14 protein-coding genes are annotated in these 22,299 nt (G+C 72.7%); 10 read left to right on the top strand and 4 right to left on the bottom strand.

From position 1 onward, the window contains the following. Nucleotides 1-28 precede the first annotated feature (28 nt). Nucleotides 29-1,387, bottom strand: coding sequence for an SWIM zinc finger family protein (locus OG331_RS20600; protein WP_406198326.1), 1,359 nt, complete (start codon nt 1,385-1,387; stop codon nt 29-31). A gap of 166 nt (nt 1,388-1,553) precedes the next feature. Between OG331_RS20600 and OG331_RS20595 the strand changes: the two genes are divergently transcribed. The 7 genes from OG331_RS20595 to sucD all read left to right on the top strand — a co-directional run bounded on the left by OG331_RS20595 (nt 1,554) and on the right by sucD (nt 13,516). Further along, on the top strand, nt 1,554-2,684 hold the full coding sequence (locus tag OG331_RS20595) for an AAA family ATPase (protein ID WP_406198323.1): 1,131 nt from the start codon (nt 1,554-1,556) through the stop codon (nt 2,682-2,684). Nucleotides 2,685-2,970: 286 nt separating this feature from the next. Then, nucleotides 2,971-5,532: a DUF5682 family protein gene (locus OG331_RS20590; protein ID WP_406198320.1), complete on the top strand. Its 2,562-nt coding sequence runs from the start codon at nt 2,971-2,973 to the stop codon at nt 5,530-5,532. A gap of 148 nt (nt 5,533-5,680) precedes the next feature. Further along, on the top strand, nt 5,681-6,844 hold the full coding sequence (locus tag OG331_RS20585; protein WP_406198317.1) for a VWA domain-containing protein: 1,164 nt from the start codon (nt 5,681-5,683) through the stop codon (nt 6,842-6,844). Between the two features lie 1,086 nt (nt 6,845-7,930). After that, a complete protein-coding gene (locus OG331_RS20580) occupies nt 7,931-8,656 on the top strand; it encodes a hypothetical protein (RefSeq protein ID WP_406198315.1) in 726 nt (241 codons plus the stop codon). A gap of 243 nt (nt 8,657-8,899) precedes the next feature. After that, nucleotides 8,900-10,954 carry a hypothetical protein gene (locus OG331_RS20575; RefSeq protein WP_406198313.1) on the top strand — a complete coding sequence of 685 codons (2,055 nt, stop codon included), beginning with the start codon at nt 8,900-8,902 and terminating at the stop codon, nt 10,952-10,954. A gap of 468 nt (nt 10,955-11,422) precedes the next feature. Continuing rightward, nucleotides 11,423-12,604 (top strand): ADP-forming succinate--CoA ligase subunit beta, encoded by a 1,182-nt coding sequence (gene sucC / locus OG331_RS20570; RefSeq protein WP_406198310.1) that lies wholly within the window; start codon nt 11,423-11,425, stop codon nt 12,602-12,604. A gap of 27 nt (nt 12,605-12,631) precedes the next feature. Next, entirely contained in the window at nt 12,632-13,516 is an 885-nt protein-coding gene (gene sucD / locus OG331_RS20565; RefSeq protein ID WP_363035549.1) for a succinate--CoA ligase subunit alpha, read from the top strand. A gap of 77 nt (nt 13,517-13,593) precedes the next feature. Here the strand turns inward: sucD and OG331_RS20560 are convergent, their stop codons facing one another. Continuing rightward, entirely contained in the window at nt 13,594-14,790 is a 1,197-nt protein-coding gene (locus OG331_RS20560) for a helix-turn-helix domain-containing protein (RefSeq protein WP_406198306.1), read from the bottom strand. Nucleotides 14,791-14,886: 96 nt separating this feature from the next. Here OG331_RS20560 and OG331_RS20555 point away from each other — a divergent pair, with 96 nt between their 5' ends. Further along, complete coding sequence (locus OG331_RS20555; protein WP_406198304.1) at nt 14,887-16,644, top strand: DUF6350 family protein; 1,758 nt, start codon at nt 14,887-14,889, stop codon at nt 16,642-16,644. Between the two features lie 280 nt (nt 16,645-16,924). Here OG331_RS20555 and OG331_RS20550 read toward each other — a convergent pair whose 3' ends face one another. After that, nucleotides 16,925-17,716 carry a hypothetical protein gene (locus tag OG331_RS20550; protein WP_406198302.1) on the bottom strand — a complete coding sequence of 264 codons (792 nt, stop codon included), beginning with the start codon at nt 17,714-17,716 and terminating at the stop codon, nt 16,925-16,927. Nucleotides 17,717-17,862: 146 nt separating this feature from the next. Here OG331_RS20550 and purN point away from each other — a divergent pair, with 146 nt between their 5' ends. Together purN and purH are read left to right on the top strand one after the other, a co-directional pair. Further along, a complete protein-coding gene (gene purN / locus OG331_RS20545; protein ID WP_406198299.1) occupies nt 17,863-18,648 on the top strand; it encodes a phosphoribosylglycinamide formyltransferase in 786 nt (261 codons plus the stop codon). Next, the gene (gene purH / locus OG331_RS20540) at nt 18,645-20,210 is read left to right on the top strand and encodes a bifunctional phosphoribosylaminoimidazolecarboxamide formyltransferase/IMP cyclohydrolase (RefSeq protein ID WP_406198297.1); all 1,566 of its coding nucleotides are present in this window, start codon (nt 18,645-18,647) and stop codon (nt 20,208-20,210) included. The genes purN and purH overlap by 4 nt, the downstream gene beginning before the upstream one ends. Nucleotides 20,211-20,271: 61 nt before the next feature. Here the strand turns inward: purH and OG331_RS20535 are convergent, their stop codons facing one another. Beyond that, complete coding sequence (locus OG331_RS20535) at nt 20,272-22,038, bottom strand: protein kinase domain-containing protein (RefSeq protein WP_406198295.1); 1,767 nt, start codon at nt 22,036-22,038, stop codon at nt 20,272-20,274. Between the last annotated feature and the right edge of the window lie 261 nt (nt 22,039-22,299).

The following is a 22,299-nucleotide window of genomic DNA, read 5'->3' as shown; positions in this document are numbered from 1 at the left end:
ATGGGCGGGTGCGCGGAGCCGGTCGCGCTCAGCACAGCTGCACCACCTCTCCCTGTCCCTCTGGCCAGGCCGTCAGCGGGGTGAAGCCGCGATGGCCGCACTCGCCGAACACCTTGACCGGCGCGCCGCCCGACAGCGCGACCAGGCGCCACAGGCCCGGGCGGGCACGGTAGGCCGGGGTCAGTGGCAGAGCCGAGTCCGTGTCGGCGTCGGCCAGTTGCCACGAGTCGCCGTCCGGGGTCGGTACGACCCGGTCCAAGGTCACCGGGACGGAGTCCAGCCACGGGTCGTCACGGAGCGCCTCGCCGTATCGTGCGGTCGCCTCGGTCGTCGTCACGCCCGGCGGCCGTATGACCGCGGGCGCGGGCGGTGCGAACTGCTCGCCCAGGGCCGCCCGCAGCTGTCCGGCACCCGGGTACGTCGACACCTCCGCCTCCAGGGCCAGCCCCACCGGCAGTGCCAGCTCCGGGGCGCGGCCGGCGGCGCCATAGGAGAGGAGCAGTGCGGTGCGGCCCGACTCGGCGCCGTACAGCCATATCCGGCGCGTCGTCAGCTTTGTGTCCGCCGTGTCGTACTGGGCGAGGACCAGCCAGCGGTCCCGGACCGGCGGGCCGTCCGCCGAGGCGGGCAGGCCGATGCGGGAGCGGACCGTGTCCCCCAGGGCGTCGGGCAGCCCCTCTCGACGCAGCCAGCCCTGGTCGAGGAGGTGGAGAAGCGCGCACTCCTCCAGCAGACGCACCGGCCAGCCGGGGCCGGACGCCGGGATCGCGCCCAGCTCCCGCACCCGCGCGGCCAGTCCGGGCGCCTGGGCGTCGACCATGCGGGCCGCTGTCTCCTCCCACAGCCCGTACCCCGCCTGTTCCGCGCCGGCCAGGCCGCCGCGCAGCAGGTCCGCCAGGCGCTGCTCCAGCTCCGTCGCCCCCGCCGTGACGCGCACGGCCCGGCGCTCCGCACGACGCCGCGCCGCCTCCGGATCAGCGGACGCCGTCGAGGAACCGGAGGCGCCCGCCGTCCGCTTCTCGTCAGCGCGCTGCCTTCTCCCCTTTGTCCACTCCTCCGCCCAGTCCGGCGGCTGCTGCGCCGGCGGCACCGCACCTTCGCCGCCCGCCCAGAGCAGCAGCAGACCGAGCGCGTGCTTGCACGGGAACTTCCGGCTCGGACAACTGCACTTGTACGCGGGCCCGGACGCGTCCGCGATATCGATGACCGTCTGATACGGCTTGCTGCCACTGCCCTTGCACAGCCCCCACATCGTCCCCTCGTCGGAACTCCCCGCCTCGGACCACGGCCCTGCCGCGCCCAGTTTGCTTCCCGCTTTGCGTGATGCGGCGTCAGGTGCCAGTGCCAGCACCTGGTCCGCGGTCCAGCGCACCCCCTGCTGAGTCATGCCATCGAAGGTAGATCCCACCACTGACAATCGGCCCGGGCGCAGCGCCCGCGAACGGCTCCGCAAGGGTGTTTGCGCAGGTCGGAACGCATTGTCAGTGGCGTGGTGCAACGTGGATGCCAGATCCGAAACGGCTGAACCGGCCGAGCTGGAGGGGGACTTTGCCATGTCTGTTTCCGTAGAACCGAAATCCGTCGAAGCGGGGGAGACGGAAGCGGCCGAGGTGTTGCGACCGCACGCCGAGGACGCCTTCGCCCATGAACTCGCCGCGCTCGCCGAGCAGGATGATCGCCCGCGCCCGACCCGCTGGAAGCTGTCGCCGTGGGCGGTGGCCACGTACCTGCTCGGCGGCACGCTGCCGGACGGCACGGTGATCACACCGAAGTACGTGGGCCCGCGCCGCATCGTCGAGGTCGCCGTCACCACGCTCGCCACGGATCGCGCACTGCTCCTGCTCGGCGTGCCCGGCACCGCGAAGACCTGGGTCTCCGAGCACCTCGCCGCGGCGGTCAGCGGCGACTCGACGCTGCTGGTGCAGGGCACGGCGGGCACGCCGGAGGAGGCGATCCGGTACGGCTGGAACTATGCGCAGCTGCTCGCACACGGGCCGAGCCGTGACGCCCTGGTGCCCAGCCCCGTCATGCGGGCGATGGCGGAGGGGATGACCGCGCGGGTCGAGGAGCTGACCCGTATTCCGGCTGATGTGCAGGACACGCTGATCACGATCCTGTCGGAGAAGACGCTGCCGATACCGGAGTTGGGACAGGAGGCGCAGGCGGTCCGCGGCTTCAACCTCATCGCCACGGCCAACGACCGCGACCGCGGGGTCAACGACCTCTCCAGCGCTCTGCGCCGCCGCTTCAACACGGTCGTGCTGCCGCTGCCGGAGAGCGTCGAGGCCGAGGTGGACATCGTCTCCCGGCGCGTCGACCAGATCGGCCGCTCCCTCGATCTGCCGGCCGCGCCCGACGGCATCGACGAGATCCGCCGCGTCGTGACCGTCTTCCGCGAGCTGCGCGACGGGGTGACCGCCGACGGCCGCACGAAGTTGAAGTCGCCCAGCGGCACGCTGTCGACGGCCGAGGCGATCTCCGTCGTCACCAACGGCCTCGCCCTGGCTGCCCACTTCGGCGACGGAGTGCTGCGCTCCGGCGACGTCGCCGCGGGCATCCTCGGCGCCGTGGTCCGCGATCCGGCGGCCGACCGGGTCGTCTGGCAGGAGTACCTGGAGGCGGTCGTGCGTGAGCGGGACGGCTGGACGGACTTCTACCGGGCGTGCCGCGAGGTGAGCGTGTGAACGAGGACGACCTTGGATGGGGCCGCCCGGGCGGTGGGTCGAAGTCGGGTGGGTCCGTGGCGGCGGATTAGGGGGACGGGATGGTCGGGGTGGCGGCAGGTCGTGGTCCGACGGGTGGGGCGCGGCGGGTGCGGTCGGCGGCGTCGTCCGGCGGCCATGGGCGAGCGGGGCAGGTTGCGGTGAGGGGTGACGAGATGCGTCGGGAGCTGGGCGCGGGGGTGTGGTCGGCGTACGCGGCCGTGTGGGCGGCGGCATCGTCGGACAGTTGGGGACCGAGGGGGACGGTGTGACTGGCGTGGACAGGTCCGGCGGCGAGGGGCGCGGTGTCGGGCCGCTGCTGCTCGGCGTACGGCATCACGGGCCCGGGTCTGCGCGGACGGTGCGGGCGGCGTTGGACGCGGCGCAGCCTCGGGTCGTGCTGATCGAAGGGCCACCGGAGGCCGATGCCCTGATCGCGCTCGCCGGTGACGAGGACATGCGACCGCCGGTCGCCCTCCTTGCCCACGCCGTGGACGAGCCGGGCCGCTCGGCCTTCTGGCCGATGGCCGAGTTCTCCCCGGAGTGGGTGGCCATCCGCTGGGCCCTGGAGCACGGGGTGCTGGCTCGCTTCATTGACTTGCCGGCCACGCACACGTTGGCGTGGGGGAGGGATGAGGAGTCGGCGTCTGTTGATGAGGACGGGGGGCCGACGCCCGCTGACAAGGACGCGGGGCCGGCCCCGGCCGACAGGGGAGCCGATGAGCCTGACGGGGAGCGGGCCGGGAGCGGCCCCGGTCTCGCCGTTGACCCTGGCTCCGACGGCCCCGGCCCCGGCGCCGACGTCCGGGTCGACCCCCTCGCCGTACTCGCCGATGCCGCTGGTTACGACGATCCCGAGCGGTGGTGGGAGGACGTCGTCGAGCACCGGGGGGTGGGAGACGGGGACGCGTTCGCGCCGTTTCTCGGGCTCGAAGAGGCCATGGGGGCGTTGCGGGAGGCGTACGGGAGCGGGGGGCATGAGCGGGATCTCGTGCGGGAGGCGTATATGCGGCTCCAAGTGCGGGCCGCGCAGCGGGAGTTCGCGGATGACGTGGCCGTGGTGTGCGGGGCGTGGCATGTGCCCGCGCTGCGGCAGAAGAGCACCGTGGCCGCCGACAAGGCGCTGCTGAAGGGGCTGCCCAAGGTCAAGGCCGACATGACCTGGGTGCCGTGGACGAACCGGCGGCTGGCCCGGGCCAGCGGGTACGGAGCGGGCATCGACTCGCCGGGGTGGTACGGGCACCTCTTCGGCGCACCGGACCGGCCGGTCGAGCGGTGGATGACCAAGGTGGCCGGGCTGCTGAGGGACGAGGACCGGATCGTGTCCTCGGCGCACGTCATCGAGGCCGTGCGGCTGGCGGAGACGCTGGCGGCGATGCGCGGACGCCCGTTGCCGGGACTGGGCGAGATGACGGACGCGGTGCGGGCGGTGATGTGCGAGGGCTCGGACGTGCCGCTCGCGTTGGTGCGTGATCGGCTGGTCGTGGGGGACGTGCTCGGGGAAGTGCCGCGGTCGGCGCCGGCAGTGCCGTTGCAGCGGGACCTCGACCGGATCCAGCGCCGGCTGCGGCTCAAACCGGAGGCGCTGGAAAGGGAGTTGGAGCTCGACCTGCGCAAGGAGAACGACGCCGAGCGCAGCAGGCTGCTGCACCGGCTGCGGCTGCTCGGCGTGGAGTGGGGTGAGCCGGTCGCGTCGCGGGGGAGTACGGGGACGTTCCGGGAGACGTGGCGGCTGCGGTGGGAGCCCGAGCTGTCCGTGCGGATCGCGGAAGCCGGGGTGTGGGGAACCACCGTGTTCGCGGCGGCCACCGCCAAGGCAGAGGCGGATGCCGTAGCCGCGCGGGGGCTCGCCGATGTCACCGCGCTCGCCGAGCGCTGTCTGCTGGCCGACCTGTCGGACGCGCTGCCTGCGGTGATGCGGATCCTGGCCGACCGGGCGGCACTCGACGCCGACGTCGGCCATCTCGCCCAGGCGCTGCCCGCGCTGGTGCGGTCCCTGCGGTACGGCGATGTGCGGGGCACAGACACCAGGGCGCTCACAGAGGTCGCCGCGGGGCTCGCCGAGCGCATCTTCGTCGGACTGCCCCCGGCCTGTGCCGCGCTGGACGCGGACGCCGCCGAGGAGATGCGGCGCCATGTGGACGCGGTGCACGGAGCGTTGGGGTTGCTGGGCGACGCAGTGACGTCGGCGCGGGGCGAGGACGAGGACGCCTCGGAAGGGCCCGGTACTGCTCCGGGCGACTCGACCGCGCTCGGACACGGCGACCTGCGCAACCGTTGGCACGGGGTGCTTCGGGTGCTGTCCGTGCGGGACACCGTGCCCGGCGTCATCAAAGGGCGTGCCGTGCGGTTGCTCCTGGATGACGGGGAGTTGGTGCAGGAGGAGGCGGCCCGGCTGATGGGGCTTGCCTTGTCGCCGGGGACGCCGCCGGGGGACGCGGCTGCGTGGATCGAGGGATTCGTCGGCGGTGGTTCCGGCGGCGGGATGCTGCTGGTGCACGACGAGCGACTCCTCGGGCTGGTCGATGCGTGGCTGACGGGGGTGTCGGCGGAGGCGTTCACGGACGTGTTGCCGCTGCTGAGGCGGACGTTCTCGGCTTATGAGGCCGGGGTGCGGCGGACCTTGGGTGAGTTGGTCCGGCGTGGTCCGGGGCAACGGGGGAGCAGGGAGGCCGGCGGATCCGGCATACCCGGCTTCGGCGCCGAGCTCGATGTCGAGCGAGCGGATGCCGTGGTGCCGGTGGTGCGGTTGCTGCTGGGGCTGGACCGGGTGGAAGAGGACGCCGAGAGCGACGTCGGCGCGAACAGGCTGGTGGGGGCTACGGGATGACGACTGGCGGAGTGACGGAGCCGAGGGAGCGCGCCGGAGTGGTGGGCGCCGTCGGGCCATCGCAGTGGTTCGCGGCGCAAGGCCGGCGGACGACCACGACCGTGCCGGTGATGCCGCTGTGGGAGCGGCCTCGTGAAGGAGCATGCCGATGACGACCGAGGCGATGGATCCGGCCCGGGAGCGGCTGCGGCGGTGGCGGATGGTGCTGGGCGGGGACAACGCCGACGGCACCGGGTGCGCGCTCTCCGGGAAGGACGCAGCGATGGACGGGGCGCTCACCGCTCTCTACGGCAAGGGGGACAAGTCGCCCGCTGGGAAGGACCGTTCGGCGGGGCTCGGGGCGTCGGCGCCGTCCGTGGCGCGATGGCTCGGGGACATCCGGACGTACTTCCCCTCCTCCGTCGTGCAGGTCATGCAGCGGGACGCCATCGACCGGCTCGGGCTGTCCACGCTGCTGCTGGAGCCGGAGATGCTGGAGGCGGTGGAGGCGGACGTGCACCTCGTGGGCACGCTGCTCTCGCTCAACAGGGCGATGCCGGAGACCACGAAGGAGACGGCACGGGCCGTCGTGCGCAAGGTCGTCGAGGACCTGGAGAAGCGGCTCGCCACCCGCACGCGGGCCACTCTCACCGGGGCCCTCGACCGCAGTGCCCGTATCAACCGGCCGCGCCACCATGACATCGACTGGAACCGCACGATCGCGGCCAACCTCAAGCACTACCTCCCGGAGTACCGGACGATCGTGCCGGAGCGGCTCATCGGGTACGGGCGGGCGTCGCAGTCCGTGAAGAAGGAGGTCGTTCTCTGCATCGACCAGTCGGGGTCGATGGCGGCGTCGGTGGTGTACGCGTCGGTGTTCGGGGCCGTGCTGGCGTCCATGCGGTCCATCAACACGCGGCTCGTCGTCTTCGACACCTCCGTCGTCGACCTCACCGACCAGCTCGACGACCCCGTCGACGTCCTGTTCGGCACGCAGCTCGGTGGCGGCACGGACATCAACCGGGCGCTCGCGTACTGCCAGTCGCAGATCACCCGGCCCGCGGAGACGGTGGTCGTGCTGATCAGCGACCTCTATGAGGGCGGTATCCGGGACGAGATGCTCAAGCGGGTCGCCGCGATGAAGGCGTCGGGGGTGCAGTTCGTGGCGCTGCTGGCGCTGTCGGACGAGGGGGCACCGGCGTACGACCGGGAGCACGCAGCCGCGCTCGCCGCACTGGGCGCACCGGCCTTCGCCTGCACGCCCGACCTGTTCCCGGAGGTGATGGCGGCGGCCATCGAGAAGCGGCCGATACCGGTGCCGGACACGGTGTGAGGGGGACGGGAAGAGGGGTGAGGGGAGGGCCAAGGGACGAGAGGAGGGGGCCGGGGGCTGCGAGAAGGGGGCCGAGAAGACGTCGAGGAAGAGGGTCGAGAGGGTCGGGAGGGTCGAATAGCCCGGAATGGCTGGCGATTTGTCGACCTGGTGACGCCCGACTTGGGCCAGAAAAAGGGACATGAGGTGCATCGGTAGCGGAGGGCTTGCGCACCATCGGGAGGGCCGTGCGAGTATCGGACGCCTGTTCAGCGGTGCGTCGCGCTCCGCCTGTCCGTACCGCGTCGCATCGACTCGCTGCTCATCACGCGTACTTCGTTCCGCCGCACGGGAGGGCTCCCCGTCTTGACTTGGCCGGCCACCTTGCCCGGTGCCGCTCTGCGTGTCCTGCGCGGTGCGGCTGGGTGGCGTGCGCTGCAGCTGGTCCTGCTGGTGGGCGGCGTCCTCGCGGTCGGGCTCCTCTGCGGAGAGCGGGCGTATGCGGCCGACGGGGTGTCGGTGGGGACGGCCGTGTCGTCGTCCTCGGGCTCGACACCCTCCGCTGTCGTCGGGGCCACGGCTTCGGCGCCGGAGGGTGAGCGGATCGGGACGTTGACGAGGGGCGCGGTCGGGCGGTTGGTCAGCGACCTGGCGGAGGCGGGAGCGAGCGCTGTGGCCGGCCCGGCAATGCCGGAGCCTCCGGCAAGTCCGCAGCCCCCGGCGACTTCGCCGTTCTCCCCGACCTCGCAGCCCCCGGCTGCCAGTGGCCCGGGGCCCCAGGCTCCGGCTCCGGCTCCCGGAGTCTCCGCTCCCGGTGGCCCGGCGCCCCACGCTCCGGCGCCCCACACTCCGACTAACGGCTCTCCGGCGCCCCACGCTCCGACTAACGGCGCTCCGACTAACGGCGCTCCGGATCACGGCGCTCCGGCTCACGGTGACCCCGCTCCAAATGCGCCAACTCCCGGCGCCCAGCTGCCCCCCGGCCAGGCTCCCCATGGCCAGGGCAATGTCGGCCATGTTCACGGCCAGGCCAATGCCGGTCAGGCCAACACCGGCCACGCCACCCCCGCCGTCCCGCACCCCGCCGACGACCAGGTCCTGCGCCCCGTGACCGAGCGTGTCATCCAGGGCGTGGGTCATCGCGTCGTCGAACCGGTCGGGGACGTGGTCGAGTCGGTGACCGGCGGATTGGCCGAGGCACAGGCGAAGGTGCCGCCGTTGGCGTCGCTCCCGGCACTGCCTGCGCTCCCGGCACTGCCTGCGCTGCCCGCTCTTCCGACGGCGCCCGAGTCGTCGGTGTGGCCGAGTTGGCCCAGCTGGCCGGGACTGGAGTTCCCTGAATTCCCGCGTCCGGGGCTTCCCGGCGCCGACCTTCCCAGCCTCCCCGACGTCCCGGGGCTCCCCGGTTTTCCCGCCGTGCCCGGGCAGACGTTGCCCGCGCCCGGCGCCGCGACGCCCCGCCCAGTCGCGGAGGTGCCCGGGTCCGTCGACGGGCGGGGTGATGTGGGGCGTACCGGCAAGGACGTGGTCGTCGACTACGGCCCCCAGTTCGTCGCTGATGTCGCCGCGGCGGCGCACGCCTCGGCGTCCAGCGGTGCACGCACGACCGCGCCTTCCCGTTATGCCCCCGTTCCTCAGGCGCCGGTCGAACACCCGGGTGGTGTGCAGGGGAACCGTTCGGCGGGGGACAACAACTCGCCGCGGCACGGGGACGCGCACGCCGTCTCGTTGAACGGGCGGGCTCCGCTGCGGTTGGTGCCCGGCGCCGCCGCCCGCGTCGAGGCGGACGAGATCCAGGACAGGCACCGGGACATTCCGGTTTCCCCCGCTTAGGGCAGTAGGCCGGCCCGTCCGTCCGGAGACCCCACGTCAGTTCGCCGATGTCCCTCTGACATCGCCGGACCTTCCCGGACGGAAGCCGCCGGAGCCGTACCCGGTACCGCTGGTCCTCAACTCCCCGGACCGCGACCGGAGCCGGTGCCGCAATGTCCCCATTCCGTCCGAAGTCCCGGAGTTCCTTGGATCTCCGATCCTCCGGGGCCTTCGGAGCCCAAGATCTAGGGATCCGACGTACGTATGAACAAGAACATTCGCCGTTCGATCGTCATAGCCGCCGGGGTCACCGGCGCGTGGGCGCTCGGTTCGGCCGCCGCCAGCGCGGACGAGCTGCACGCCTCCACTCTCTCCGTACCGGACACGACCACCGACGCGACCGACGCGGCTGAGGCCGCCGACAGCGCCGACGCCCCCGGGCTGCTCAGCGCGGTCACCGGCAACGTCGACGGCGTCGTCTCCGACGTGGCCAACACCGTCACCGGCGTCACCGACGCCACCGACGGCGCCACCAGCGTGGTAGCCGAAACCGCCAGGACCGCGCCCGCGAACACGGGCGGCGCCGAGAAGGCCACTGGGGGCACCACCGCCACCACCGCCACGAAGGCCAAGGCAAGGAGCGCCACCGAGGTCATCCAGGGCGCCCAGGCCGCCCGCGCGGACAAGGCGGCGACACAGGACGCCGCGCATGCCGAGGCCAACGTCTCCGCGGCCGCCGCCGCTGCCGTCACCGACCTCAGGAACGCACCCGAGGGCACGCCACAGCTCCCCGGCACCCCCGGCATACCCAGCGCCCCCGGCACGATCGACTACCTCTTCGGCCCCCTCGCCGCCTTCGCCCCCGAGCTGGAGCAGGCGCTCGCCGCCACGCAGACGAAGCTGCAGGGCGCGGGCCGCACAGGGACGGGCGCGCAAGACGTCGCCCGGGCCGCCGCAGCCGAAGTCCAGGGCAGGGCCACGGGGACGGCAACGGCCGCGCAGGCCACCGCCACCGGCCGGGCCACCGACGTCGAGCAGCGGGTCGTCGGCACGGTCAGTGCCGTCCCCGGCACGGTCACCCCGGTCGTCACGCAGACTGCCCACGCGGTCGCCCCGCCGATCGCGACGCAGGCCGTGAACGGTGTACTGCCCGTCGCCGGCCAGGTGGTCGAAGGCGTCGTCCCGACCGCCGAGCACGCCGTCTCCGGCGTCGTCCCCATCGCCATCCACACCGCGGCCGGGGTGACGCCGGTCGGCACGAACGCCGTGGGCAGCGTCCAGTCGGTGGCCGGCGGTGCGGTGACCGGAGTGCGACCGGTCGTCGGGCGGGCCGTGGACGGCGTCGTCCCCGTCGCCCACGGCGTCGTGGCCGGGGGCACCCGGACCGCCGGGCACACGGCCGACGCCGCGACCGCGCTGGCGTACGGCGTCGTCGCCGACGTGCAGCCCATGGCAGGGCAGGCCGTCGCGGGCGTCCAGCCGGTCGCCGCCGATGCCGTGCAGGGGGTCCGGCCGGTCGTCGGCGGGGTAGTCCAGGGCGTGCAGCCGACGGCCCACGGCGTGCTCGGCGACGTCCAGCACCTTGCCCACGGCACGGTCGGCGACGTCCGGCCCATCGCCTCCGGCGCCGTCGACGGCGTGCAGCCGGTCGTGCGGGGTGCTGCCACTGACGTACCCCCGTATGCCACCGGTCTCGTCGGCCAGGTCGCCACGGACGTCACCGGCGCCGTCCTGCCGCCCGTCGCCGACACCGCCGTGCACGGCGTCGTGCCGGTCGCCGGGCAGGCCGTCGCGGATGCGGGCGGGCTGGCGTACGGCGTGGTCGGCGATGTCCGGCCGTTCGCGGGCGGTGTCGTCGGCGAGGTCGACCCGCTCGTGCACGGGGTGGTGGCCGGGCAGGCCGTGCCCCTCGCCGAGGGCGTCACGGGGGAGGTGCCGCCGTTCGCGTATGGCGTCACCGGTGCCGTGCGGCCCGTCGTCGACACCGTCGTGGACACCGTCCGGCCGGTCGTGCGGGGCGTCGGCGGCAGCGCCACGACGCTGGCGTACGGCGTGGTCGGCGACGTGCACCCCTTCGCCGGCGGTGTCGTCGGCGAGGTCGACCCCTTCGTGCACGGCGTCGCCGGGCAGGCCGCGCCCTTCGCCGAGGACCTGACCGGCACGGTCCGCGACTCGGCGGGCCCGCTGGCCGGCAACGCCGCGACCGGTGTGCAGCAGGTCGGCCGGTCGGTCACGCCGGACTACGCGCAGGACCTCCAGCGCGATCTGCGGAACGAGGTCCGGCACGACCTCCCCCAGGGCGGCGCGTCCCGCATCTGACGCACCGCTTCCCACCGACTCCGCGGGGCAGACGGCCCGGGCGGCCGAAAGCCGTCGGCTGTACCGACCGGAACCCCGCGGACGGGCCGGGTGATCCCCATTGGGGTGGGGATCACCCGCCCGGAGCCCACCGGGGCTGCCCATTCGTGCCCCTACGGGCGGTTCAAGGGACCTCACCGGGTCAACCCCAACCCGGTGAGGTCCTTCCGTCTCGCCTTCCGAGTGCCTCACAGTCGGCACGCCGTGCCAGTGATCCCCGCTGATCGCGGCATCATGTGACAGGTATCACCGCTCAGGTGTGACCCTCGATTTAGGGGCCTCCTTCAAGCAGAGATAACCTGCGGGACGGACATGCCGCGCGCTCGGACACCGTGTGCGCCTCCCTTGTGACAGCGGACGTCACGTTGCCCTTCGCGGCACGCCCACGCATCCAACGAACCGCGAGATCACTGATAGGGACGGAAGCGCGTGGACCTGTTCGAGTACCAGGCGAGGGACCTCTTCGCCAAGCACGATGTACCGGTGCTGGCCGGTGAAGTCATCGACACGCCTGAGGCGGCCCGCGCAGCCACCGAGCGTCTCGGTGGCAAGTCCGTCGTCAAGGCCCAGGTGAAGGTCGGCGGCCGTGGCAAGGCCGGTGGCGTGAAGCTCGCCGCCACCGCGGACGAGGCCGTCGCCCGCGCGACGGACATCCTCGGCATGGACATCAAGGGCCACACGGTCCACAAGGTGATGATCGCCGAGACGGCCCCGGAGATCCTGGAGGAGTACTACGTCTCCTTCCTCCTCGACCGTGCCAACCGCACCTTCCTCTCCATCGCCTCCGTCGAGGGCGGCATGGAGATCGAGGAGGTGGCGGCCACCCGCCCGGAGGCCGTCGCCAAGATCGCGATCGACGCCATCGACGGCGTGGACGAGGCCAAGGCCCGCGAGATCGTCGAGGCCGCCAAGTTCCCGGCCGAGGTCGCGGACAAGGTCGTCAACGTCCTCATCACGCTGTGGGACACCTTCATCAAGTCGGACGCCCTCCTCGTCGAGGTCAACCCGCTCGCGAAGGTCGCCTCCGGTGACGTCATCGCCCTCGACGGCAAGGTGTCGCTCGACGAGAACGCCGAGTTCCGCCACCCCGAGTACGAGGAGCTGCACGACAAGGACGCGGCCAACCCGCTCGAGGCCGCCGCCAAGGAGAAGAACCTCAACTACGTCAAGCTCGACGGCGAGGTCGGCATCATCGGCAACGGCGCGGGTCTCGTCATGAGCACCCTGGACGTCGTCGCGTACGCCGGTGAGAACCACGGCAACGTCAAGCCGGCCAACTTCCTGGACATCGGCGGTGGCGCCTCCGCCCAGGTCATGGCCAACGGGCTGGAGATCATCCTCGGCGACCCGGACGTCAAGTCCGTCTTCGTCAACGTCTTCGGTGGCATCACCGCCTGTGACGAGGTCGCCAACGGCATCGTCCAGGCCCTGAAGCTCCTCGAGGACCGCGGCGAGAACGTCTCCAAGCCGCTCGTCGTCCGTCTCGACGGCAACAACGCCGAGCTCGGCCGGCAGATCCTCACCGACGCCAACCACCCGCTGGTCCAGCGCGTCGACACCATGGACGGCGCGGCCGACAAGGCCGCCGAGCTGGCCCACGCCGCCAAGTAAGCACTCAGGACGAGGACACAACACACCATGGCTATCTGGCTCAACAAGGACAGCAAGGTCATCGTCCAGGGCATGACGGGCGCCACCGGCATGAAGCACACCAAGCTCATGCTCGGTGACGGCACCAACGTCGTGGGCGGCGTGAACCCGCGCAAGGCGGGTCAGACCGTGGACTTCGACGGCACCGAGGTACCCGTCTTCGGGTCGGTCGCCGAGGCCATCGAGAAGACCGGCGCCAACGTCTCCGTCATCTTCGTGCCGGAGAAGTTCACCAAGGACGCCGTCGTCGAGGCCATCGACGCCGAGATCGGGCTTGCCGTCGTCATCACCGAGGGCATCGCCGTGCACGACTCGGCGTCCTTCTGGGCGTACGCCGGCAAGAAGGGCAACAAGACCCGGATCATCGGCCCGAACTGCCCCGGCATCATCACCCCGGGTCAGTCGAACGTCGGCATCATCCCGGGCGACATCACCAAGCCGGGCCGTATCGGCCTGGTCTCGAAGTCCGGCACGCTGACGTACCAGATGATGTACGAGCTGCGTGACATCGGCTTCTCGACCGCCGTCGGCATCGGTGGCGACCCGATCATCGGCACCACGCACATCGACGCGCTCGCCGCGTTCGAGGCCGACGCCGACACCGACCTGATCGTCATGATCGGCGAGATCGGCGGCGACGCCGAGGAGCGGGCCGCGGACTTCATCGCGAAGAACGTGACCAAGCCGGTCGTCGGCTACGTCGCGGGCTTCACCGCCCCCGAGGGCAAGACGATGGGTCACGCCGGCGCGATCGTCTCCGGTTCGTCCGGTACGGCGCAGGCGAAGAAGGAGGCCCTGGAGGCCGCGGGCGTCAAGGTCGGCAAGACGCCGACCGAGACGGCGAAGCTGGCTCGCGAGATCCTCGGCGGCTGACCTTCACAGGCGCCCAGCGCATCATCCGGTGGGCCCGTCCCCTGCGTGGGGGCGGGCCCACCGGCGTTTTCGGCAGCTCACTGTGGCTGTGGTGCGAGTCTCTCCGGGCCGTGCTGCATCTTCGCCCTGAGCTTCGCGCGCAGCTTCTGCTCCTTCTCCGACAGCGGACCCGGCGCCACCCTCGGCGGTACGCCGAGCACGGTCTCCCCGGGCGGCACCGGCGGTTCGTACTGGGTCGGGGCGGTGCGCAGGGTCAGGGCTGTCGTGCCGATGAGGGCCACGGTGAACGCGATCGCCGCGCGGGTCCAGAAGCGGGCCCGGCGTTCGCTGCCGTCGCGTACCACCGCCGGTTTGGCCGCGCGCAGGCGCTCCGTGGAGGCGAGTTCGACCAGGCGGTGGTGGAGCTCGGTGGGGTCGGACAGGTCCGGGAGGCGGGCGGCGACCGCGGCGCGGGCGTTGAGGAGACGGTTGGCGGTGGCCGGTGTGGTCGCCTCCGTCTCCGCCGCCGTCTCGGGCAGGTCGAGGCCGACACCGTCGTACAGGAGCAGCGCGCGGCGCTGGGGCGGGGTGAGTTCGAGGAGCACGTTCAGCAGGGCGCGGTCGGATGCGTCCGACGGTGGGGGCTCGGGGTGCCGGTAGCGCGGGCGGAAACGGTGCCAGGGGGAGAGTGCGAAGTCGTACGCCGTTGCCCGGACCCAGCCCGCCGGGTCCGGGTCGCAGGCCACCTCGGGCCAGCGCTGCCAGGCGCGTTCGAAGGCCCGCTCGACCGACTCGCGCGCGAGTTCGCGGCGCCCGGTGAGCAGGTAGGTCTGCCGTACGAGGGCCGGGGCGCAGAAGGCGTAGAGCGCGTCGAAGGCCTGGGCGGGGGAGAGGGTGCGTTCGGGCCGGGCCTCGGGGGGCGGTGCCGGATCCTCGACGGGGACGGCTGCCGGTACGGCAGTCCGTACGGCTGTCTCGGCGCGCTCGCGGGCACCCTGACCTACCGTCATGTCGCGCCCTCCCATGGCTTCCTGAGGCTCTGTCTCTTCCGGTGACTTCTCCGCCGTGATCTCCGCCGTCACCTCTGCCGTCTGCTCCGCGAGCGAGCCGAGCAGGTGCGCGTACGCCACCCTCCTCCGGCCGCGTGGTGTCGTACGGCCGTTCTCCCAATCGCGTACTGTCTCGCGGCTGACGCCGACCCGTGCCGCGACCTGAGCCTGCGTCAATGAAGTGGCCTCGCGCAGGCGTCGGCGTTCCTTGGGCGGGGGAAGCGGGGGTACGGGGCTCTGCGTCACAGTACGCCCCTTCGTGCGAAAAAGTACATAAACGTATATTGAGCGACACTTCGGAGGTTCGCCTGTTACGGCGGGAAAGCGCGTGTCGTTGGGAGCATGGCGGGCGTGAACGAGATGACCGCTCGTCGAACGCCCCTGGCGTCCCTGCTCACTCGGCTGCGCTACCGCACGCCCGGACTCGGCGCGAGCCTTCTCGGCGGCGCGGTCGCGGCGGGGCTGGGGCTCGGTGTGATCTCCGTGGTGGTGATGGTGCTGTGGGTCAGTTCGCCGTATCCGGACAAGGGGCCGGGGGGCGCGTTGCAGGTCGCCGCCCTGCTGTGGCTGCTGGCGCACGGTGCCGAACTCGTCCGCACCGACACCCTCTCCGGTCTCCCCGCACCGGTGGGTGTCACGCCCTTGCTGATGCTCATGCTTCCGGTGTGGCTGGTGTACCGGGCGGCGCGGGACGCGGCGGCGGACGGCGGTGACGGGGCGCCGCTCGTGTCGGGGCGTACGGCGTGGGCGGGTGTCGTGCTCGGGTACCTCGGGGTCGGGGTGGCGGCCGCGGTGTACGCGGCGGGCGGTGAGCTGCGGCCCTCGTGGTGGTGGACCGGGGTGTGCGTGCCCCTTCTCGCGATGGCGGCGGCGGGGGTGGGCGTGTGGACGGCGTGCGAACGGCGGCCCGAAGCGGCCGACGGTGTGCTGGGCGTGATGCCGACACGGGTACGGCGGCTGGTTCCCGACGCGGAGGCGCCTGCCCGTCTCGGCGCGGCGGCCCGGGCGGCCGGGGCCGGTGCGGCGGCGCTCGTCGCGGGTGGGGCGTTGCTGGTGGGCGTCTCGCTGGCGTGGCACGGCGCCGCGGCACGGGGGTCGTTTCTGCAGCTGACGGAGGGCTGGTCGGGGCGGTTCGCGGTGCTGTTGCTGTGCGCGGCGCTGGTGCCGAACGCGGCGGTGTGGGCGGCGGCGTACGCCCTGGGGCCGGGGTTCGTGCTCGGGACGGGGCATGTGGTGGGGCCGCTGTCCGCGGCGCCGGCGCCGTTGCTGCCGCCGCTGCCGTTGCTGGCGGCGGTGCCGGACCCGGGGGTAGGGGGGCCCGTGCAGTGGGGGGTCGGGGCGGTGCCGGTTGTGGCGGGGGTGGTCGTGGGGTGGTTCGCGGCGGGGTGGGGTGGCGGGCCTGCGGCTCGGTCGGAGAGCGGGCACGCGCCGGCCGCGGCCTGGGCACCCGGGCGGACCGCCGGCGTTGCCCTGCTGGCGGCCGTGTTCTGCGCGGTCGTGGTCGCCGAGCTGGCCGAGCTGTCGGGTGGGCCGCTGGGGCGGGGGGCGCTTGCGGAGTTCGGGCCGGTGTGGTGGCAGGTGGGGGCGGCGGCGTTGGGGTGGGTGTCGGTGGTGGCGGTTCCGGTGGCTGTGGTGGTGCGGGGGTGGCGGTGCCACATGGAGCGGCGGGCGGGACGCCGGCTTGGCGAGACGGAGGGGGCTTGGATCGGCCGGCCTCGTGTGGAGGCGGCGACGGGGGAGGCCGTGGGGCGGTCGGCCCTCGTCCAGGAAGGGCCGTTCACGGCGTTGGGGCAGGACCAGGAGGGGCGGGGGGTTGGGCCTGACGAGGACGAGGGCGAGGGCTACGGGGGTGATGGGGAGGGGGTTCCGTACGGAGCGTACGACCATGACACGACGTTCGAGCCGGATGACTTTTCCGCTGTCGAGGTGCCGTCCGCGGAGGTGGCGGAGCCTGAGCCTGAGCCTGAGTTGGAGTCGGGGTCGGGGGCGGAATCGGCGCTCTCGCCCTGGGGTGACGATGACTCGCGTGAGGCTCGCTGGGCGGCGATGAAGGACGTGGCGGATCCGCCGGACGCGCCCGAGGGGTCGGCGTCGCGGTGAGCGCCGAGGAGGGTCTCGCCCCCGCCGCCCCTACCCTTCCCGTCCTTGAAGGGGCGCCGCCCCTTCGACCCCGGACCTGGGGGCCTGCGGCCCCCAGACCCCCGCTGTCGGCCTGAACGGCCTCGTCCTCAAACTCCCCCAGAGGGGGCACCCCAGACGGGCTGATTTCGCCTGGACCGGCGCCGACAGGCACCGCGGGTCTGCGCGCACAGCCCTCGTCCTCACGCGCCGGACGGGTTGGGGTGCCTGGACCGGCGTCAAGGAGCAGCGTCCGCGGTCCTCAGTCCCCCGTCCCCAGAACCCCCCGCAGCTCCTCCGGTAGATGCTCCTCGCACGACTGCTTCGCCGCGGTCGTCAGGGCGTCGCTCGTGCAGGTGTAGTAGTCGCTGTAGACCATCTGTGCCGTGAAGCCGGCGGCGACCACTGCGATGGCGAGGGAGGCTGTGACCAGGCCGCTTACTGCTGCCGTGGTCTGGGGGCGGCCGGTGGGGCGAGAGGGCGCCGGGGTGTTCGGGTCTGGGGTGCGGGGTTTGGCCCGGAGGCTGCTGATGCCCCAGTAGAGGGCCAGGGCACCCAGCAGCAGGGCGACGTACGGCCAGCTGAAGAGGGCGAAGAAGAAGGCCCACATGCCGGACAGCAGTGCGAAGCGAGCGCGGCGCTGGACGGGGTCGGTCGGGTCCCAGCGCAGGTTGGGGCCGGGCGCGGGGCCGCCGGGGCCGTCCTGGCCGCGTCGGGAGTTGTCGCCGAAGCCGTCGGGGGAGCGGCCCGGCTGGCGGTCGCTCCACTGGTTGCCCCAGGGTGAGCGGCCTCTGCCGTCGTCGGAGTCCTGTGAGTCGTCCTCGCCCGACGGGCGGCGGCGCGGCTGCCACGGGCGGTCCGGGGTGCCCTCCGGCGGCGGAGCGAAGGGGTTGTCGTCCTGCCCCTGGCCGCTGCCCCGCTCGTCGCCGTTCTGCCCGCCCGAAGGCGCGTCGGGCGGTGAGGCGGGGCGCTCCCGCAGCAGCACGCCGCTGTGCTCCCCTCCCTGCACCGGGTGCGGGGGGAACGTGAGGAGTCGCAGACTGCGGTCCGGCATCAAGTGAGCGTCTTCCCCTAGGTGATAAGGCTGGCTGTTCTGAGCTGTCACACGAAGAACGCACCGCACGACGACCGCGTTCCCGAGCCCGCTCGCCCCAGACGCTACCTTCCGGCCACGCCCCCGTCCCGTGGGGGCCTTCCGGTGTGCCGGTATCGTTGCTGACGGTCGGCTGCTTCGTAGACTTCCCCGTATCCCGGGGCGCGATGCATTCGTATGAACGTACAGATGCGAGACGTACGGACGCGAACGTACATGCCGTCGGCCGCATGAAGAACGCACCCCCGAGAAAGGGCCCCACCGTGGCCGCCAAGCCCGTGGCCAAGCGCCTCGTCGTGCTGGTCTCCGGATCCGGCACCAATCTGCAGGCGCTGCTCGACGAGATCGCCGCCGTCGGTTCCGAGGCGTACGGCGCGCGGATCGTGGCCGTGGGCGCCGACCGCGACAACATCGAGGGGCTCGCCCGGGCCGAGCGCGCGGGGCTGCCGACCTTCGTGCGGAGGGTCAAGGATCACGGCAGCCGGGAGGAGTGGGACGCGGCGCTCGCCGAGGCCGTGTCCGCCCACGAGCCCGATCTCGTCGTCTCCGCCGGGTTCATGAAGATCGTGGGGAAGGAGTTCCTCGCGCGCTTCGGCGGGCGGTTCGTCAACACCCACCCCGCGCTCCTGCCCAGTTTTCCCGGCGCCCACGGCGTTCGCGACGCCCTCGCGTACGGCGCTCGGGTCACCGGCTGCACCGTCCACTTCGTCGACGACGGCGTCGACACCGGGCCGATCATCGCTCAGGGCGTGGTCGAGATCCGGGACGAGGACGACGAGAGCGCTCTGCACGAGCGCATCAAGGAAGTCGAGCGAAGGCTGCTCGTCGAGGTCGTGGGGCGCCTCGCCCGCAACGGCTATCGCATTGAGGGACGAAAGGTAGTTATCCAGTGACCGCCGAGAGCAACAAGCGGGCCATTCGACGGGCGCTCGTCAGCGTCTACGACAAGACCGGTCTGGAAGACCTCGCGCGCGGCCTGCACGAGGCGGGCGTCGAACTCGTCTCCACCGGCTCCACGGCGGCGAAGATCGCCGCGGCCGGAGTCCCCGTCACCAAGGTCGAGGAGCTCACCGGCTTCCCCGAGTGCCTGGACGGCCGCGTCAAGACGCTGCACCCGCGCGTGCACGCCGGCATCCTCGCCGACCTGCGGCTGGAGAGCCACCGGCAGCAGCTCGACGAGCTGGGCGTGGCGCCGTTCGACCTCGTCGTCGTCAACCTCTACCCGTTCCGCGAGACCGTCGCCTCCGGGGCCACGCCCGACGAGTGCGTCGAGCAGATCGACATCGGCGGCCCGTCGATGGTGCGCGCCGCCGCCAAGAACCACCCGTCCGTCGCGGTCGTCACCAGCCCCGCCCGTTACGCCGACGTCCTCGCGGCCGTCCGCGACGGCGGCTTCGACCTCACCACCCGCAAGCGGCTCGCGGCCGAGGCCTTCCAGCACACGGCGGCGTACGACGTGGCGGTGGCTTCGTGGTTCGCCTCCTCCTACGCCCCCGTTGACGACTCCCGGTTCCCCGACTTCCTCGGCGCCACCTGGGAGCGCGAGAACACCCTGCGCTACGGCGAGAACCCGCACCAGCCGGCGGCCCTGTACGTCGACGGCAGCGGGAGCGGTCTCGCGCAGGCCGAGCAGCTCCACGGCAAGGAGATGTCGTACAACAACTACACGGACACGGACGCCGCCCGCCGTGCCGCGTACGACCACGCCGAGCCCTGCGTCGCGATCATCAAGCACGCCAACCCGTGCGGCATCGCGGTCGGCGTGGACGTCGCCGAGGCGCACCGCAAGGCACACGCGTGTGACCCGCTGTCGGCGTTCGGCGGCGTGATCGCCGTCAACCGCCCGGTCAGCAAGGAGATGGCGGAGCAGGTCGCGGAGATCTTCACCGAGGTCATCGTCGCGCCGGACTACGAGGAGGGGGCCCTGGAGGCCCTCGCCAAGAAGAAGAACATCCGGGTGCTGCGCGCCCCCGACGGTCCGACGAACGACGTCGAGGTCAAGGCCATCGACGGCGGCGTCCTCCTCCAGGTCACCGACCGCCTCCAGGCCGACGGCGACGACCCCGCCAACTGGACCCTCGCGACCGGTGAGGCGCTCGGCGCCGAGGAGCTTTCGGACCTCGCCTTCGCCTGGAAGGCCTGCCGGGCCGTGAAGTCCAACGCCATCCTGCTCGCCAAGGACGGCGCGTCCGTGGGCGTGGGTATGGGGCAGGTCAACCGCGTCGACTCCGCGAAGCTGGCCGTAGAGCGGGCCGGCGCCGAGCGCGCACAGGGGGCGTACGCCGCGTCCGACGCGTTCTTCCCGTTCCCCGACGGCCTGGAGATCCTGACCGAGGCCGGCGTGAAGGCCGTGGTTCAGCCCGGCGGTTCCGTCCGTGACGAGCTGGTCGTCGAGGCCGCGCAGAAGGCCGGCGTCACGATGTACTTCACGGGGACGCGGCACTTCTTCCACTGAGCCGGCATGGGTGAGGGGCGGGCCGTACCAGCGGCCCGCCCCTCACCCGCGTCGATCGCCGTTACGTCGAACTGCGCAGCGCCGCCCAGGTGTTGGGCCCCACCTCGCCGTCGACTTCCAGCCCCTTGTCGCTCTGGAACAGCCTGACCGCGGACTCCGTGTCCGCGCCGAACTCTCCGTCCACGCCCGAGCCGCCGACGCTGTAGCCGCGCTTGCTCAGCATGCACTGCACCTGGACGACGCGCCGGCCCTTGTCGCCCCGGTCGGTGATCTCGGTGCCGGAGTAGTGGGTGCAGTCGGAGATCCAGGGCGGGGTGGCGGGTGTCGTGGCTGTCTTGGTGGGGGCGGCGGTCGGGGCGCCGCTCCCGCCATTGCCGCTGGTGGGCGTGGCCTGCGTGCCGCCCGCGGCGCTGTCGGAGGCGCTCGGGCCGGCGGACTCGGCTGCGACGGCAGACGCCTTGGCGTCGGTGTCCTTCCCCGTCCCCTCCGCCTCCCTTTCCCTTTCCCTTTCCTCCTTCTCCTTGTCACGGGAAGGCGACGAGGAGGAGCCGGGGAGGGAAGAGTCCTGAGCGTCGTCGTCGGCGGTGCTGCCGGCCGCCGTGGCCGAAGCCGCCGCCGGGGCCGTTTCGTCGACGGACGGGCCGGTGACGAAGAAGGCGCCCGCGGCGACCGAGCACACGGCGAGACCCGCGGCGACGGCGAGGTATGCCCTCCGCCTGCGCCGCTTGCCGTCGTCCTCGGAGGCGGGGACGGCCGTACGCTTCCCCGGCAGCCGCAACTGGACCGTCTCCTGGGACGTCCGCGAGGTCCGCGAACTCAGGGGTGCCGGGGTGGTCTCCTGGACGGCGACAGCTTCCAGTACCTCGCAGGCCTGCCGTCGGGCCAGCAGCCGGGCGCTCAGCGGCTCGTGCCAGACGGCTGCGCCGCCGTGACCGGCTGCCGTGGCGGCGTCGGTGAGCTGTCGCGGGGTGGGGCGTCCGGCGGGATCCTTGGCGAGGCAGGCGGCCAGTAGGTCGGCCAACGCGGGGTCCACGGCGGAGAGTTCGGCCATGATGTCCTGCTTGGGCTCCTCGAACGCGACCCGGTGCATCACGTCGACGCCCGTTCCGTCCCCGAACGGGGCGTGCCCGGTGGCGGCGTAGATCAGGCTTCCCGCGAGCGAGAAGACGTCGGAGGCGGTGTCGCAGCGGCCCTCGCGCAGATACTCGGGCGCCATGAAAGCGGGCGTGCCGACCCGGCTTCCGGTCGAGGTGATCGCGCTGCTGTCGGCGGCCTGCGCGATGCCGAAGTCGATGACGTGGGCGCCCTGCAGGGACAGGATCACGTTGGACGGCTTGAGATCCCGGTGTACGACGTCGGCGGCGGCCAGCGCCGACAGGGCCTGCCCCATGTCCCCGACCAGCCGCCACACCCCGGCGCGCCCCAGCCGGCCGCACTCGCGGACCGCCTCGGCGAGGTCCAGGCCCGGCAGGTACTGCGTCGCCGTCCACAGCAGCGAGTCGTCGAACCCGGTGCCGAGCAGCTGCGGCGTGCGCGGGGTGTGGACCCGCCCGTGCACGGCGGCCTCCCGCTCGAAACGCCGCCGGAAGCGGGGGTCTTCGGCGTACTCGGGGCGGATCACCTTGACGGCGGCCAGGCCGGGGGTGTCGTCGGCGGGGCGGGCCAGGTAGACGTGGCCCATGCCGCCGCTGCCGAGCAGGCCGAGGGGTGCGTAGGGGCCGATGCGGGCGGGGGCGGTCGGCTTGAGGGGGGTGGCGCCGGCCTGCGTCAGGGCGGCGTCGAGGGCCGCCGGGGTGGGTGATGGCGTGGGCTGCCGCTGGTCGGTCATGGATCCCCCGTGCCGCTCTGCACCAACGGCCACTCGTGTCACGTCAGTTGGTGTGAGGCTACCGCGTGAGACAGCGAGGGGAAGGGTGGTCGCGGCTACGGGAGGGTGCCGCAGTGGCCGGTGGTGCTGCGCCACTTCAGCCTGTCGCGGGTCTTGGGGCCGTACACGCCGTCGTGCTGCCTGTGAAGCGCGGGCACGCGTCGCGGCCTCCGGCCCTCCCCCGAGGGAGCCGGAGGCCGCGGGTCGAGCGGTCAGCAGGCG

Source organism: Streptomyces sp. NBC_01017, from assembly GCF_045162795.1.
Classification (GTDB): domain Bacteria; phylum Actinomycetota; class Actinomycetes; order Streptomycetales; family Streptomycetaceae; genus Streptomyces; species Streptomyces machairae.
The sequence above is the reverse complement of the archived record's forward strand: the minus strand, read 5'-3'. Positions and strand labels throughout refer to the sequence as shown.